Source organism: Nisaea sediminum, assembly GCF_014904705.1.
GTDB classification, from domain to species: domain Bacteria; phylum Pseudomonadota; class Alphaproteobacteria; order Thalassobaculales; family Thalassobaculaceae; genus Nisaea; species Nisaea sediminum.
In genome coordinates, this window is sequence record NZ_JACZCQ010000004.1 from 242772 (window position 1) to 257658 (window position 14887).

Here is a 14887-nt window from a genome sequence, read left to right on the forward strand (position 1 = left end):
GACCAGCATCTCTCATTATCGCGTTCCCGCGGCGGTATCGGCACGGGGTTTCATCGACACCGTGACGGTATCTTGAAGGCTGCGCCGACGTTAACGTCGGCAGACCCACCGCGCCAGCCGAAAGCAGCTAGAGAAAACAAACGGATGTCGTCGCTTTCCCTCGATCAGGCATTTGCCCGCGCTGCGGACCTCGAAGCACGGGGCCAAGGCGCGGACGCCTGCCGGATCTACCGCGACATTCTTCGGGACGATCCAAAGAATCGCGAGGCTTTGAGGGCGGTCTCGACAATTCTCAACGGCGTGGTCGCGCTTTATGAGAACGGCCGGTTCGAGGATGTCGTTCTGCAGGGGAACGCGCTAAAGGAAGTCCTTCCCAATTCCGCCGCGCTATGGAATGTCGTCGCCGCCGCCGATCAGGCATTGGTTAAACTCGAGGACGCGGCCCGCGGCTTCGAAAGGACCCTGGAGCTAAAGCCCGAGCTTCCTTCCGGCCACAACAATCTCGGCGTGGCACTTCGCGATCTCGGAAGGTACGCCGAGTCGGAAACTGCCTATCGCCGCTCTCAGGTGCTCTGCCCGGACTACGCGGATCCGTATGTCAACCTCGCCAATGGACTGAAGAACAGGGGGCAGATCCCGGACGCGATCCGGCTCTACGAAAGGGCGCTGATGCTTGAGCCAGACAACGCTCCGGCACGGACTGCCAAGCTCTACCAGCAGGCGCAGATCTGCGATTTCTCCTGGTGGCACGAGTTTCGGAATGTGCGCGAATCGCTCGGCCTCAAAACCGGAAAAGTGCCACCTTTTGCCCCCCTGTTCATGGATGACGACCCGGAAGCGCAGCATATCCGGGCACGAAACTGGGCGCGAAGGACTGCCGACCCAGATCCCGTCTCCGGTAAATAAGCGATGACCTACACGAGCGCCCGTCGCCGGCGCACGGTCTGCTTCCGCCCAGCCGGCCTCCCTAGGATCTCTACGCGGCCTGAAACGCCTCGGGGTAGCCAGTCCTACCGCCCGTCCGGACGCACCATCTCGAAAGTATCTCGGCTGGTCGCGTAGAAATTCGCGCCGAGCCGGGCGATCGTGTCGAGCCCCGCATGGTCGATATGGAGCTTCTCCTCGTTGAGCAGGAGATCGTCGCGGACGGCGATGGCACGGACCTCTCCGACCACGATCTCGCGCCGGTTGCCGAGTTCCAGCGTCGTGTGCCGGGTGCATTCGAGAACGGCCGGCGCCTCCGCGATGCGCGGCGGCTTTACGTGTATCGACGGCGCGGTGGTGAACCCGGACAGCGGGATCTCCGATTCCCCGTGCGGCAGCGGCGTCGAGCAGAGATTCATTTTCTCCGCCATCGCCCGGTCGACCATGTTGACGACGAATTCCCGCGTCGCTCGGATGTTCACCGAGGTGTCCTTTGGCGAGCCATCCGGCCGCGCCTCGAGGCCGAGCACGACCATGCAGGGATCGAAGGCGATGGCGTTGAAAAAGGAAAACGGCGCCGCGTTAACCACGCCCTCCTCGTCGACGGTCGTCACCAGTGCAATCGGCCGCGGCGTCACGACGTTGCGCATCAGCTTGTAGGCGTCCGCCGCCGACAGGTCGGCGAGATCGAAACTCTTCATATCCGGCGTCCGTTTTCGCTTGTCGGAGCAGCGTGCCTCCTGCCGGGTGAAAACCGGAGACGATGCTGCAAGAGAACAATTGATCTGAGTTCCGGGCTGTGCGTCACTCGACCCGCAATTCTGAAGATCCAATCACGTCCTAACAGGGAGCCCCTCCGGTGGGAAGTACGATGAACGGCGCTCAGGTCATCCTGAAGATGCTGGAGCTCCATGGCGTATCGCACGTCTTCGGTCTCCCCGGCGAGACGACGATCGGCTGGTACAAGGAATGGCGCCGCCATTCAAACATCGAATTCGTCCTGACCCGGGACGAGCGGACCGCCGCCTTCGCCGCCGAGGCCTACGCCAAGATCACCGGACGACCCTGCGTCCTCGAAGCGCCGAGCCCCGGCGTGACCCACTGCACGCCCGGCCTGACCGAGGCCTATCTGAGCTCGGTGCCGGTGATCTATTTCAGCTCCGACATCCCGGTGAACCAGGACAAGAAGCACGGGCTGACGGGGGTCGACCAGACCGCGCTCTATGACAGCATCTGCAAGGAATCCTTCCACCTGACCAGCGTGAAGGACATTCCCTTCTTGCTCCGCCGCGCCTTCCGCGTGGCGACCTCGGGGCGGCCCGCGCCGGTCCATGTCCGCGTGCCGATCAACATCTTCCACGACGAGGCCGAGATCGACGATCTCTATGCCGAGCAGGATTACAGCCACTACCCGGCGCACCGTCCGGTCGCCGACCATTCGAAGATCCGCCAGGCGATCGAGATCCTGCTGGCAGCCGAGAAGCCGGTCATCGTCTGCGGCCAGGGCGCGCTGATCTCGCGGGCCTCGGAGATCCTCGTCGAGCTTGCCGAACTGCTGCAGATCCCGGTCGCGACGACCACCCCGGGCAAGGGCACCATCGCGGAAACCCACCCGCTGTCACTGCGCGTCATCGGCGCCCGCGGCGGGATGGACTATTCAAACGCTTACGTGAACAGCGCCGATACGGTCTTCTTCGTCGGCACCAATACCGACTCCAGCTCGACCGACCACTGGAAACTCTACGGTGATCCGAAGACCAAGACCTTCCTCCATCTCGACATCGCCGAAGCCCATGTCGGGAACAACTTCCCGCTGAAGGTGGGTCTCGTCGGCGATGCGCGGGCGACGCTCGAATACATGGTCGAGCTGATCCGCGCCGGCCATCCCGACCTGAAGCGCGAGACGCTCGACCTCACCCAGATCAAGCGGACGGCGCTCGACAATGTCTTCAATTCCAACATCCCGATGCCGGAAGGTACCGTCTCGCCAGTGAAGCTGACCCAGGTGCTCGATACGATCCTCCCGCCGAATGCGATCGTGACGGCGGAACCCGGTGTCAGCGCGATTTATCCCTCTGCCTTGCTCTCCCTGAAACAGGCCGGGCGGGGCTATATCACGAACTATTCGATGGGCGCGCTCGGCTACTCCGTCCCTGCCGGGATCGGCGCCTCCTTCGCGAACGACGGTCCGGTGATCTCCTTCACCGGGGACGGTTCGCTCGCCTTCGTGCTCGGCGATTTCGAGACCATCAAGCGCAGCGGCAAGAACCACACCGTGATCCTCACCCGGAACGACAATTACGGCTGGATCCGCGGCGAGGCCATCCTGCTCGACGATGTCGACGAGCCCTGGTCGACGGATTTCGGCGCCGTCGACTATATCAAGGTCGCAGAAGGCTTCGGTTTTCGGACCGCCCGGATCACTTCCGAGAGCGAGATCGAGCCGGTCCTCCGAGACGCCATTTCCCATCCCGGCGCCAGCTTCGTCGAGATCATGGTGCCGTCACAGGACAAGATCGTGCCGTTCGTCCCCTCCTGGGTCCGCGCCGCGAAATCAAAGAACCTGCCCTATTTCTCCTGACGATCAGGCCGAACCCATCGCCCGCGCGGGGCTGCGCCGGTCGAGTTGGAACCAGAGGAAGGCCGCGACTCCGAGGTTCAGCAGGTTCCAGGCGACGCCGTTGAGGAAGGCCGCGTCGTAGGACAGGGTCAGATCATAGATCACGCCCGACATCCAGCCGCCGAGCGCCATGCCGAGCAGGGTCGCCGATAGCACGAGGCCGACCCGCGTGCCCGCCTCCGCGGCCGGAAAGACCCGGCGCACGACCAACGCATAGGTCGGCACGATACCGCCCTGGGCCAGTCCGAACAGGGCGGAGACGAAATAGAGCGAGACCAGTCCGTCGAAAGGCAGGAAGAGCAGCAGCGACAGCCCCTGCAGGAACGACGACAACATCAGCGTGCGCAGCGCGCCGATCTTGTCGGCGATCCAGCCGAAGGTGAGCCGGCTGATGATCCCTGCGAACAACATCAGGGACAGCATCTCCGCGCCGCGCGCCGTGCCGTAGCCCAGATCCCCGCAATAGGCCACGATATGCACCTGCGGCATCGCCATGGCGACACAGCAGGCCAGCCCGGCGAGGAGCAGCAGCCCCTGCACCACCGGCCCGCGCAAGGAGATCTCGTCGGTCTCCGGAACGGACTGAGGCCCCGTCTGCACACCGGGTGCGGGCGGCGCCACCTCGGGGCTTCGCTGGCGCAGTGCCGTGGAGAGTGGCAACAGGGTCAGCAGGCAGATTCCCGCGATGATGACATGCGTGTCGCGCCAGCCCTGACTGTCGACGAGATATTGCACCACAGGCGGCCAGACCGTTCCGGCGAGATAGCTTCCGCTGGCACCGATAGCGACCGCGAGGCCCCGGCGGCGCTGGAACCAGTGGGTGATGTCGGAGATCACCGGCCCAAAGCTGGCCGAGCTGCCGAGCATCCCGATCAGCACGCCCTGAAGCGCCGCGAACTGCCAGAGGCTCGCGGCCTGGGCGGAGAGGAAATATCCGAGCGCGAGCATAACCGCGCCGAAGCGCAGCGGGATCATGATGCCGAAACGATCCGCCAGGCGCCCCATCAGGATGCCTCCGACGGCGAACCCGATCATCGTCACCGTATAGGGGAGTGAGGCATCCGCCCGCGCCACGTTGAAATCCGCCTCCACCGCCGGCAGGGTCACGACAACCGACCAGAGACCGACACCGCCGATCATGCTGATCAACAGGGACATGGAGAGGCGGAACCAGGCGTAGGGACTGTCGACCTCACGCACCGCGAAGATGGACGCGTTTTTCATTCGGCGATTTGCCTTGTTCGAGAAAGGATTGGGAGCCGCCCGAAAGGTGGCGGCCGGTCAAAAATAGCCGAGATGGCGCCCGGCGCAAAGCGGTCAGGCCGCTTACTTGACCGCGGGTACGGAAACGTGTTCCGCGAGGATGCTCAGGACCAGTGCCGCGACAAAGCAGCCCGCCAGCATCGGCGAAACGGCCGGCCAGCCCCACAGGCTTGCGACGAACCCCGCCAACGGCGGTCCAACCATTGCACCGCCCGCTCCGAACTGGGCGAGCACCCCGTTCGCGGACGCGAGCCCTTCCGGCCCGGCCACGAGATCCGGCAGGCGGGTGAAGGCGACTGCCGGATAGAGCCCGACGAAGGCGTTCGCGAGGATGGCGGCAGCGGCCGCGAGCCAGGCCGGATGAAGGCCTCCGATCTCGGCAGAGAAAGTGAAAACAGCGAGGGTGAAGATGGCCGCGACCAACAGACCCGTCGCCGCAAGGCGAAGAAACGCGTTCCGGCCATAAAGACGCGAGAGCGCCCAGCCGGCGGCGAAGCTGCCCGCCATGGTCGCGAGCGAGGCCACACCGGCAAAGATCCCGGCGGCTGCGGACGCAAGTCCGGTTTCCTCGATCAGGTAGGTCGGCAGCATCGCCAGCATGCCGACCTCGGCGAGGGTGAAGCAGCCGAACCCGGCCGTCAGAAGCCAGACGGGGAGCCCGGGAAAGACCAGCCGGGCGACAGCAGGACGCGGCGCACCCGGAAGGGCGAACCATCCCGCGGCGACAATGACGGCGAGCAGTCCCCAGGCAAGAAAGATCCCGCTCATCGGCAGGACAGCAAGCATGGCCCCGGTTACAGCCACCCCGATGGCGAGTCCGGCGGGCACGAAGGTGCTCCAGAGCGCGAATGCCGCGCCCCGCGCCGCCGGTGGCGCGACGGTCGCGATCATGCTGGGAGCGGCAATGACGATGAGGACGTATCCCGCCGCTTCCGCAAGACGCAGCGCGACCAGTGCCGACGCATCCGGCGCAAACCCCTCGCCGATCCCGGCGGCCGCGAGCAGCAGCAATCCGAAGCCGAGCCCCTGCCGGTTGCCGAGCCGGCCGATCAGTAGGCCCGCGAGAAGCCCGAGAACTGCACCGCCCGCTTCCAGCAGTGAGGCGATCCACCCGGCCTCGGCGAGCGTCAGGCCGTATTCCTCCCGGAGAATCGGGAGCAAGGCCGACATCTTGCCGAGCTGGGCCGCCGCCAGCAGCCCCATCAGCCAGAGAAGAATGATCTGCGGCCAGTACCGCCCGGAAATGCCATTCTGATGCATGACCAGACCCTAGGCGGACGCAAACGCCCCGGGCCACGCATAAAATATGCATCTGCTTTGCGCCCGCACTCCGGCCGGTCAGTCGAGCGTGGTCGCGAGGCGACCGGCGGTGCCATCCTCAAGCATGACGCGTTCCCAGAGGATGCGGCTCGGAACGATCGGCACGATGTCGCTGCCATTGATGCCGGTTTCGACCACCAGCGAGGCGAGGCCGCCTTCGTGCCAACCCATGGCGTCGAGGCCGCTTTCGGCCACCAGGATTTCCGGCGACGCGAAGACCAGCATCGACTTGCCCATGAGATCGGCCATATCGGCCCGCCAGTCCGCCTGTCGCGACCGCGACGCGGCGAGCAATCGGTGCGTCCGGTCGCAGACCAGATGGACCTTCATGCTGGAAGCCTCGACGAGACGGCGGAGCGCACTATCCTGCGACGGGCCCGGTGCCACCGCCAGCAGCTTCTGCGCTGCCGCGACATACGGCTCCGGCATGTCGAACGCACCTGTTTCCCAGCGTGAAACCGTGGTTTGCGTCACCCCGAGGAGTTCCGCGAGATGGCTCTGTTTCATCCCGCGATGCAGCCTCAACCGCTTCAGGGGAAAGGTGTTTGTCGCGTTGCTCTGGACTATGTTCTGACGATGCATGTCGCACCCCGTACGGAACCGCTTTCTCACTATACCCGTGAAGGAGAGAGCGCGAAGCGTGCCTGCGGCCGGCAACTTACCCGCGGCGCGCAAATTTCCAATGCAGCCAGTTGACCGCGGCCGCAAAAGCCTATGAAACATTATATGAGGGACCGGGATAGAGACTGACATAGAAAAGGCAGACTCTGCCCATCCGCTTTTCCACGCGCCAGGACAGCTCCATGAAGTTCCGCTTTCCGATCGTCATCATCGATGAAGACTTCCGTTCCGAGAACATCTCGGGCTCTGGCATTCGCGCGATCGCGCAAGCCATTGAGAGCGAGGGCTTCGAGGTCCTCGGCGTGACCAGCTACGGCGACCTCTCGAAGTTCGCCCAGCAGCAGTCCCGGGCCAGCACCTTCCTGCTCTCGATCGACGACGAGGAATTCACTCCCGGCCCCGATCTCGATCCGGCGGTGCTCAACCTGCGGAACTTCATCGAGGAAGTGCGCTGGAAGAACGCCGAGGTGCCGATCTATATCTACGGCGAGACCAAGACCAGCCGGCACATCCCGAACGACATCCTGCGCGAGCTGCACGGCTTCATCCACATGTTCGAGGACACGCCGGAATTCGTTGCCCGGCATATCATCCGCGAGGCGAAGGGGTATCTCGAGAGCATCCAGCCGCCTTTCTTCAAGGCGCTGCTCGACTATGCCGAGGACGGCTCCTACTCCTGGCACTGCCCCGGCCATTCCGGCGGCGTCGCCTTCCTGAAGAGCCCGATCGGGCAGATGTATCACCAGTTCTACGGCGAGAACATGCTGCGGGCCGACGTCTGCAATGCCGTCGAGGAACTGGGTCAGCTGCTCGACCATAACGGCGCGATCGGCGCGTCGGAGCGCAACGCGGCGCGCATCTTCAATGCCGATCACTGCTACTTCGTGACCAACGGCACCTCGACCTCGAACAAGATGGTCTGGCACCACACCGTGGCGCCGGGCGACGTGGTCGTGGTGGACCGCAACTGCCACAAGTCGATCCTGCACTCGATCATCATGACCGGCGCGATCCCGGTTTTCCTGAAGCCGACGCGGAACCATCACGGCATCATCGGCCCGATCCCGCAGTCCGAGTTCGAGATCGAGTCGATCAAGGAAAAGATCCGCGCGAACCCGCTGCTCAAGGGCGTCGATGCCGACTCGGTCAAGCCGCGGATCATGACCCTGACGCAGTCGACCTATGACGGCGTGCTCTACAACACCGAGACCATCAAGAACCTGCTCGACGGTTATGTCGAGAACCTGCATTTCGACGAGGCCTGGCTGCCGCACGCGGCCTTCCACCCGTTCTACGGCACCTATCACGCGATGGGCCGGAAACGGGACCGGACGAAGCATTCGGTCACCTATGCCACGCAGTCGATCCACAAGCTGCTGGCCGGGATCAGCCAGGCGAGCCATGTGCTGGTGCAGGATTCGCAGGAGGTGAAGCTCGACCGCCACCTCTTCAACGAAGCCTACCTGATGCATACCAGCACGAGCCCGCAATACAGCATCATCGCGAGCTGCGACGTGGCCGCCGCGATGATGGAGCCTCCGGGCGGTACCGCGCTGGTCGAGGAAAGCATCGTCGAGGCGCTCGATTTCCGCCGCGCCATGCGCAAGGTCGACGAGGAATTCGGTGCCGACGACTGGTGGTTCCAGGTCTGGGGACCGGCGGAACTGGCCGAGGAAGGCGTCGGCCGTACCCGGGACTGGGTCCTGAAGCGCACCGACGCGGACGGCGTGCAGGCCTCCGACGGCGAGGATTCCTGGCACGGCTTCGGCGACATGGCGCCGGGTTTCAACATGCTCGACCCGATCAAGGCGACGATCATCACGCCCGGTCTCAACCTGGACGGCCGCTTCGAGGATTGGGGCATCCCGGCCTCGATCGTGACCAAGTACCTGGCCGAACACGGTGTGGTGGTCGAGAAGACCGGGCTCTACAGCTTCTTCATCATGTTCACCATCGGCATCACCAAGGGCCGCTGGAACACGCTGCTGACCGCGCTGCAGCAGTTCAAGGACGACTTCGCGAAGAACCAGCCGATGTGGCGCACCATGCCGGAATTCTGCGCCACGCAGCCGCGCTACGAGCAGATGGGGCTGCGCGATCTCTGCCAGCACGTGCACGCGCTCTATGCCAAGTACGGCGTTGCGATCCTTTCGACCGACATGTATCTGAGCGACCTGACGCCGGCGATGAACCCGTCCGAGGCCTTCGCCCACATCGCCCGCCGCACCACCCAGCGCGTGCCGATCGACGAGCTGGAGGGCCGTATCACGACCAGTCTCGTCACGCCCTACCCGCCGGGTATTCCGTTGCTGATCCCGGGCGAGGTGTTCAACGCGAAGATCGTCGACTATCTGAAGTTCAACCGCGAATTCGCCCGCGAATGCCCGGGTTTCGAGACCGATATCCACGGCCTCGTGCAGGAAGTCGGCGAGGACGGATTGGTGCATTACTTCGCCGACTGCGTGGCGGAGTGAGCCGGCCGGCCGGCTGCGCGGGACAACAGCCGGAACGGGCGTGACGGGTCACGCTCGTTCGAGGACGTCCAGTTCCGGCGCAAACAGATCCTCTGTCCCGTAGAAAATGCTCGGGTTGAGGAATTGCCGGCGCCAGAAAAACCGTCTGCCGGCTTCCTCAAGTCCGGCCGCAGAGCAGATCTCGCGCCAGTTCTCCACGATTGCCGCGATCTGATCCCGGACGATGGCGATCGCCTGCTCCCGATCCAGCAGGAATTTCGGGGCCGCCTCCAGACAGAGCTCCAACCGGCTTTCCCGGCGGATATCGAGTATTGTCATGGCCTGGCTCGCCTCTCGCCCTGTGCGCGGCTGAGGGCAGATGTCGTAGGCCGGCGTCAGATTGAGCATTCGCCCGTCCCAGAACGCCGCATGGTTGCGCGCATGATCGTCGGTATTGCCGACCAGCACATTGAAGACCAGGCGGCCGAATAGCTCCCTGAGCGTTCGTTTGGGCTCGGCGAACCGCAGGCGCACGATGTCGGTCAGTTGCTGGTAGGACGCATACCGCGCCATCATTTCGTCCAGTCCGAGTATCGTCAGGCCCGAGACCATCATTCGGCGCGCCCAGCGCGCGCCCCCTTCCTCCTCGAGCCGCTCCCGGTCGAAGCGCCGGACGAGGAGAACGTCCTTTCCCAACGCGGTTTCGAGTCTGACATCGGCGACACCGAGGCCCGCCAGCCTGGCAAGTCGCATTGCGATGAACTCGGCCTTGACCACGGCATAGGTGTCGTTGCTTGCGGAGAATTTGGCGACGTACTTGTTCTGTGTGTCCTCGATACCGGCTTTCGGCCGGGCACCGCCGATCGAACTCCCGTGGAGCAGCGCACGCTCGAGACCCGGAGTCAGCGGGATGTCCCGTTCGATCCGATCCGCAGCGGTGAGCAATTCCTCGAGGCTTGCATTCTCCGGATCTCTGCCAACGAAGTCCGTCGCGGAACGCTGGAAATCGAGCGCGCCGATCCGGTCGGAACCGGATTCGAGCATATAGGTGACTTCGTCTAGCTGCCCCGTATCCCTCGCCTCCCGGACGGCGATCCTGTTCAGGATGACCCGCCGTCCCCATGCGTCCGGCAGAGCATCCCTGAGGCAACCCGCCATATCCATGCCGTCCGGCGGGTCGATCAGGAACTCGGCTATCGGAAGTTCCGGCAGATAGAGGGGGATCGCGTTGGGACGCTCGCGATAGCTCCGGCCATAGGCGAAGCTGTAGCGGCCGCCTTGCAGGACGACGCGCCCGGCAACGACCGGGCTGGGTTGCCGTGGCAGCCAGGCCCAGACGTACGCCCCCCTTTCTTCCGGCGGGTTGCCGCGTCGCCGGCGATTGCCGGCGGTGCCCCGGTCATGGGGGTCAGAAGTCATCGTCTATCTGCCGCTTGTGCGAAGAATAGACGCGCGGCGCCGGCGCGAGGCGGCGCTCGAGCATTTCGGTTTCGGTCAGAAGCCGGGTTACATCCGGGTCAAACAACCTGGTTCCGGAAATCAGGGCCGCCTCCAGCACGATCCCGATTTCGACGGACGGATCGCCGGCTTCGATGCGCTGAAGCGTGCTGCGTGCAATCCCCACGCGCTCCGCCAGATTCGCCTCGGACATTCCGGCGGTCTTGCGCGAGAGTTTGATCCGCTTGCCGACCAGCTTCAGAATCTGGCTGGTCGGGGAGGAATAGGTGCGTGCGACCCTGGGCATAGCCCCCTCCAATCTAATTGACCTTTTTATCAGTCAAATTGAGCTGAAATGACCGATAAGTAAGCCATTATGTGACTCGAATAGAAAAATCAACTGAAACGACCCATATATCGGTCATTTCTCCAGAAATTGGATCATAAATCGGTCAAACCTCTTTGACGAAACGTCGCGATCGGCGCTGCCAACAACAGCATCGGGCGGCAACGGGCGGGAGCTCCGTCGACCGAAAGACTCCCGCTCAGACCCCGAGCTTGTCCCTGAGCGTGTACCACCAGGAGCCGGCGACCGAGTACGGCACCCGGAACAGCCGGCCGCCCGGGAACGGGTACCAGGGCACGTTCTCGAACACGTCGAAGCGGGACCGGTCGCCGCCGATCGCCTCGGCGAGTATGCGGCCGAAGGTGTGCGAGCCGGTGACGCCGTGGCCGCTGTAGCCGTGCGCGAAATAGGTATTGTTGCCGATCCTACCCATTTGCGGCACGCGGCTGAACGAGAGCGCGAAATTGCCGCTCCAGGCGTATTCGATCTTCACGCCCTTAAGCTGCGGGAAGACCTTGTCCATGTTGGGCTGCAGCTTGGCGCGGATATCGCTCGGATCGGTGCCGCCATAGACCGTGCCGCCGCCGAACAGCATCCGCTTGTCGGCCGAGAGCCGGAAATAGTCGAGGATGTAGCGCACGTCCTCGACGCAGACGTCGGTCGGGATGAGGTCGTTGGCCCGCTCCTCGCCGAGCGGTTCCGTCGCCATGACCTGGGTCGAGACCGGCATGACCCGCGGCGACAGCGTCGGGACCACGTGCCCCAGATAGGCGTTGCCGCAGAGCACCAAAGTCTTGCAGGTGATCGAGCCGCCCTCGGTCTTCACAACCGGTTTCGCCGCGTTGGTGTCGACATCCACGGCGGGCGTCTGCTCGTAGATCTTGCCGCCGAGCTTCTCGAACGCCGCCGCCTCGCCGAGCGCCAGGTTCAGCGGGTGCATGTGACCGCCCGACCGGTCGATCATGCCGCCGGCATAGGCGTCCGAATTGATGTGCTCGCGGAGCGCGGCCTTGTCGAGCATCTCCTGGTTCCTGATGCCGTAGCCGGCCCAGAGCTTCAGCCGCTCTTCCAGCTCGCGCATATGCGCGCTGGTATAGGCGGTGAAGACGTTGCCGTGCTTCAGGTCGCACTGGATGTCGTAGGTCTTGACCCGCTCGCGGATGATCTCGCCGCCTTCCTGCACCAGGCCGGCGACAAAATTGGCGGTATCCACGCCGTAGCGCTTCCTGATCGTCTGCAGGCTGGCATTCAGCCCGTTCACGATCTGCCCGCCGTTCCGCCCGGAGGCACCCCAGCCGACCCGGGCGGCCTCGATGATCGCAACCTTGTAGCCCTTCTCGACCAGGTGCAGCGCGGTCGAAAGCCCACTATATCCGGCGCCGACAATCAGGATATCGATCTCGATATCGCCCTTGAGCGGCGGACGCTCCGGCGACGGGTTGGCACTGGCAGCATAATAGCTTGTGGTGTGAGCGACGGCGCCGTGGCCGGCTTTTGCCCAGGGGATCATCAGACGACTTCCAGATAGGTGTCATATTCGTAGTCGGTCACCTGACGTGCGAACCGCTTCAACTCCTGCATCTTGCTTTCGACCATCATGGTCTGGAGCCGTTTCGAATAGATGCGCTGGACCAGAGACCCACGGCGGAAGGCCTCGATCGAGGTCGCCCAGTCGAGCGGCAGGTGTTCGAGTTTCATGCTGTAGGCATCGCCGGTGATCGGAGCCGCCGGTTCCATGCCGTTCTCGATGCCGATGAGCGCGCCGCCAAGAACGCTCGCTAGAACGAGATAAGGATTGGTGTCCGCGCCGGCGACCCGGTGCTCGATCCGGCGCGCCTTGTGGCTGCCACCCGGAATGCGGATCGCGGCGGTGCGATTCTCGTAGCCCCAGGCGACATTGATCGGCGCGTGCGCGCCGGGCAGCAGGCGGCGGTAGGAGTTCTCGTGCGGCGCGAAGACCAGGGTGTTTTCCTGCATCGTCGCCAGCTGGCCCGCGACCGCGTTCAGCATCAGTTGCGAACCCTCGTCCCCGCCATTGTCGAACAGGTTCTCTCCGGCCTCGTTCTCGAGCGAGAAATGCACGTGGAAGCCGCTGCCAGCCCGCTCGCCATAGGGCTTCGCCATGAAGGTCGCGGCGAAGCCGTGCTTGCGCGCGATGCCGCGGACCAGGCGCTTGAACAACACCGCATCGTCCGCCGCCTTCAGCGCGTCGCCGACATGCATCATGTTGATTTCGAACTGGCCGGCGCCATTCTCGGAAATCGCGGCGTCGGCCGGAATGCCCTGCTCCGCGCAGGCATCGTAGACATCGTCCAGAAACTCGTCGAAATGCTGCAATTCGTCCAGCGAGAGCGCCCCGTCGGAGCCGAGCCGCTTCTCGGTGATCGGTGAGCGGGGTGGCTGCGGCTGCGTACCGCTCGGATCGTAGAGATAGAATTCGAGCTCGGTGGCGACCACCGGCGTCAGGCCGCGCTCGGCATAGCGCTCGACCACATTTGCAAGGGCGCGGCGGGGGTCGCCCGCGAACGGCCTTCCGTCCTCCTCGCGCATCCACAGCATGGCCAGCGCCGAGGGCCGGTTGGTCCAGTTGATCAGCACGATCGGACGTCCGGTGAACTCGCAGATGCCGTCGCTGTCGCCGGTCTCGAAGACCAGTTCGTTGCCCTCGATATCCTCGCCCCAGACATCCAGGCTGAGGATCGAGAGCGGCATGCGGAGGCCGGCCTCGAGAATTTTCGACGCCTGCTCGATCGGCAGACGCTTGCCCCGCATGGTTCCGTTCAGGTCGCACACACAGGCGAAAACGGACTCGATTTCCGGATTTTCCTCCAGCAGGCGGTTCAGGTTCTCGACGGACACTTTCGGGCCCCTTTCGGGCAGCTTGGGACAGGCACGCTCAGGTGGAGCTAGCGGTCTTCAAGCGCGTTCTGTCAAATCGAATGTTCGGTAAAGGGTCGGACTTTCCCCGAGATCACATATCCGGCCCCTGCAGGCTTGTGGAGATGAACTCGCCGAATGCCCGGACCACCGGCGCCGGCCGCGTCGAGGCATAGGCGATCGACATGCCGATTTCGGGCAGGGCCGGAAGCCCTTCCTCGACAATGAAGAGGTCCGGCGGAACCGCTGCCTTCGTCACGACGCTGACCGCAAGGCCCGAGCGCGCGATCGCGAGCAGGCCGGCAAGCCCGTTGCTTGCATGGGTAATGCGATAGGGCCGCCCCGCCGCCTCGAGCACGCTCTTCGCCAGGCGATGATCCAGCGTTTCCGGTCCGGAGAGAGCAAGCGGCAGGTACGGCGCCTCCAGCAGTTCAGGGTCGGGCGTGCTTGCGATCCAGACGAATGGCTCGCGGCGAAATATCTCCTCGCGCGGAGCCGAGACCGGGAGCGAGACGAGGGCGAGATCGATATGCCGACGCTGCAGTAGCGGGCGAAGCTCTACTGTCGGGGCACAGACGATCTCGATCTCGACATCCGGATTGTCGCGGCCATAGCGGCGCAGCAGGTCGGGGAAGAAGGCGGTCAGGTAATCGTCGGGGCAGCCGAAGGAGATCGCCCCCTGGAGGCCGCCGGTACGGATCGAGGCCAGCGTGTCGTCATGGGCGGAGAGAACACGCTCGGCCCCGGCCATCAGACGCTCGCCCGAAACCGTCAGGGTCACGCCTGAGCCGGTGCGGTGAAACAGCCGCTCGCCCGCGATCTCCTCCAGCCGTTTCATCTGCAGGCTGACCGCCGATTGCGTGCGCCCGACACGGTCCGCCGCGGCCCGGATCGACCCGGCGCGCGCGACGGCGATGAAACTGCGCAGCAGGGTGATGTCGAGATTGGTCATGCCATATGAACAATTCTTGATTCGGAAATTGAGATTATGAATTTTTCCAATCTACCGGCAACCGCTAGGCTCCA

The 14887-nt window shown here is 64.1% G+C and carries 12 protein-coding genes; 3 read left to right on the top strand and 9 right to left on the bottom strand.

What is annotated here, in order from left to right; genetic code table 11:
- Positions 1-72: 72 nt before the first annotated feature.
- Entirely contained in the window at positions 73-906 is an 834-nt protein-coding gene (locus IG122_RS10215; protein WP_193183118.1) for a tetratricopeptide repeat protein, read from the top strand.
- 104 nt (positions 907-1010) lie between these two features.
- Here the strand turns inward: IG122_RS10215 and IG122_RS10220 are convergent, their stop codons facing one another.
- On the bottom strand, positions 1011-1625 hold the full coding sequence (locus tag IG122_RS10220) for a flavin reductase family protein (RefSeq protein ID WP_193183119.1): 615 nt from the start codon (positions 1623-1625) through the stop codon (positions 1011-1013).
- A 158-nt stretch (positions 1626-1783) separates the two neighbouring features.
- Here IG122_RS10220 and IG122_RS10225 point away from each other — a divergent pair, with 158 nt between their 5' ends.
- Complete coding sequence (locus IG122_RS10225; protein ID WP_193183120.1) at positions 1784-3505, top strand: thiamine pyrophosphate-binding protein; 1722 nt, start codon at positions 1784-1786, stop codon at positions 3503-3505.
- 3 nt (positions 3506-3508) lie between these two features.
- Here the strand turns inward: IG122_RS10225 and IG122_RS10230 are convergent, their stop codons facing one another.
- The 3 genes from IG122_RS10230 to IG122_RS10240 all read right to left on the bottom strand — a co-directional run bounded on the left by IG122_RS10230 (position 3509) and on the right by IG122_RS10240 (position 6709).
- Entirely contained in the window at positions 3509-4768 is a 1260-nt protein-coding gene (locus IG122_RS10230; RefSeq protein WP_193183122.1) for an MFS transporter, read from the bottom strand.
- A gap of 102 nt (positions 4769-4870) precedes the next feature.
- A complete protein-coding gene (locus IG122_RS10235; RefSeq protein ID WP_193183124.1) occupies positions 4871-6067 on the bottom strand; it encodes an MFS transporter in 1197 nt (398 codons plus the stop codon).
- A gap of 78 nt (positions 6068-6145) precedes the next feature.
- Positions 6146-6709 carry a helix-turn-helix transcriptional regulator gene (locus IG122_RS10240; protein WP_193183125.1) on the bottom strand — a complete coding sequence of 188 codons (564 nt, stop codon included), beginning with the start codon at positions 6707-6709 and terminating at the stop codon, positions 6146-6148.
- Between the two features lie 221 nt (positions 6710-6930).
- On the opposite strand from IG122_RS10240, the gene IG122_RS10245 reads away from it, so the two are divergent.
- The gene (locus tag IG122_RS10245; protein WP_193183127.1) at positions 6931-9222 is read left to right on the top strand and encodes an arginine/lysine/ornithine decarboxylase; all 2292 of its coding nucleotides are present in this window, start codon (positions 6931-6933) and stop codon (positions 9220-9222) included.
- 48 nt (positions 9223-9270) lie between these two features.
- Here IG122_RS10245 and IG122_RS10250 read toward each other — a convergent pair whose 3' ends face one another.
- The 5 genes from IG122_RS10250 to IG122_RS10270 all read right to left on the bottom strand — a co-directional run bounded on the left by IG122_RS10250 (position 9271) and on the right by IG122_RS10270 (position 14813).
- Entirely contained in the window at positions 9271-10620 is a 1350-nt protein-coding gene (locus IG122_RS10250) for a type II toxin-antitoxin system HipA family toxin (protein WP_193183129.1), read from the bottom strand.
- On the bottom strand, positions 10610-10945 hold the full coding sequence (locus IG122_RS10255; RefSeq protein ID WP_193183131.1) for a helix-turn-helix transcriptional regulator: 336 nt from the start codon (positions 10943-10945) through the stop codon (positions 10610-10612). The genes IG122_RS10250 and IG122_RS10255 overlap by 11 nt, the downstream gene beginning before the upstream one ends.
- 238 nt (positions 10946-11183) lie before the next feature.
- Entirely contained in the window at positions 11184-12494 is a 1311-nt protein-coding gene (locus IG122_RS10260) for an NAD(P)/FAD-dependent oxidoreductase (RefSeq protein WP_193183133.1), read from the bottom strand.
- Entirely contained in the window at positions 12494-13843 is a 1350-nt protein-coding gene (locus tag IG122_RS10265; protein WP_319024857.1) for a glutamine synthetase family protein, read from the bottom strand. Before IG122_RS10265 ends, IG122_RS10260 begins: the two co-directional genes overlap by 1 nt.
- 112 nt (positions 13844-13955) lie before the next feature.
- Positions 13956-14813 (bottom strand): LysR family transcriptional regulator, encoded by an 858-nt coding sequence (locus IG122_RS10270; RefSeq protein ID WP_193183135.1) that lies wholly within the window; start codon positions 14811-14813, stop codon positions 13956-13958.
- Positions 14814-14887 lie beyond the last annotated feature (74 nt).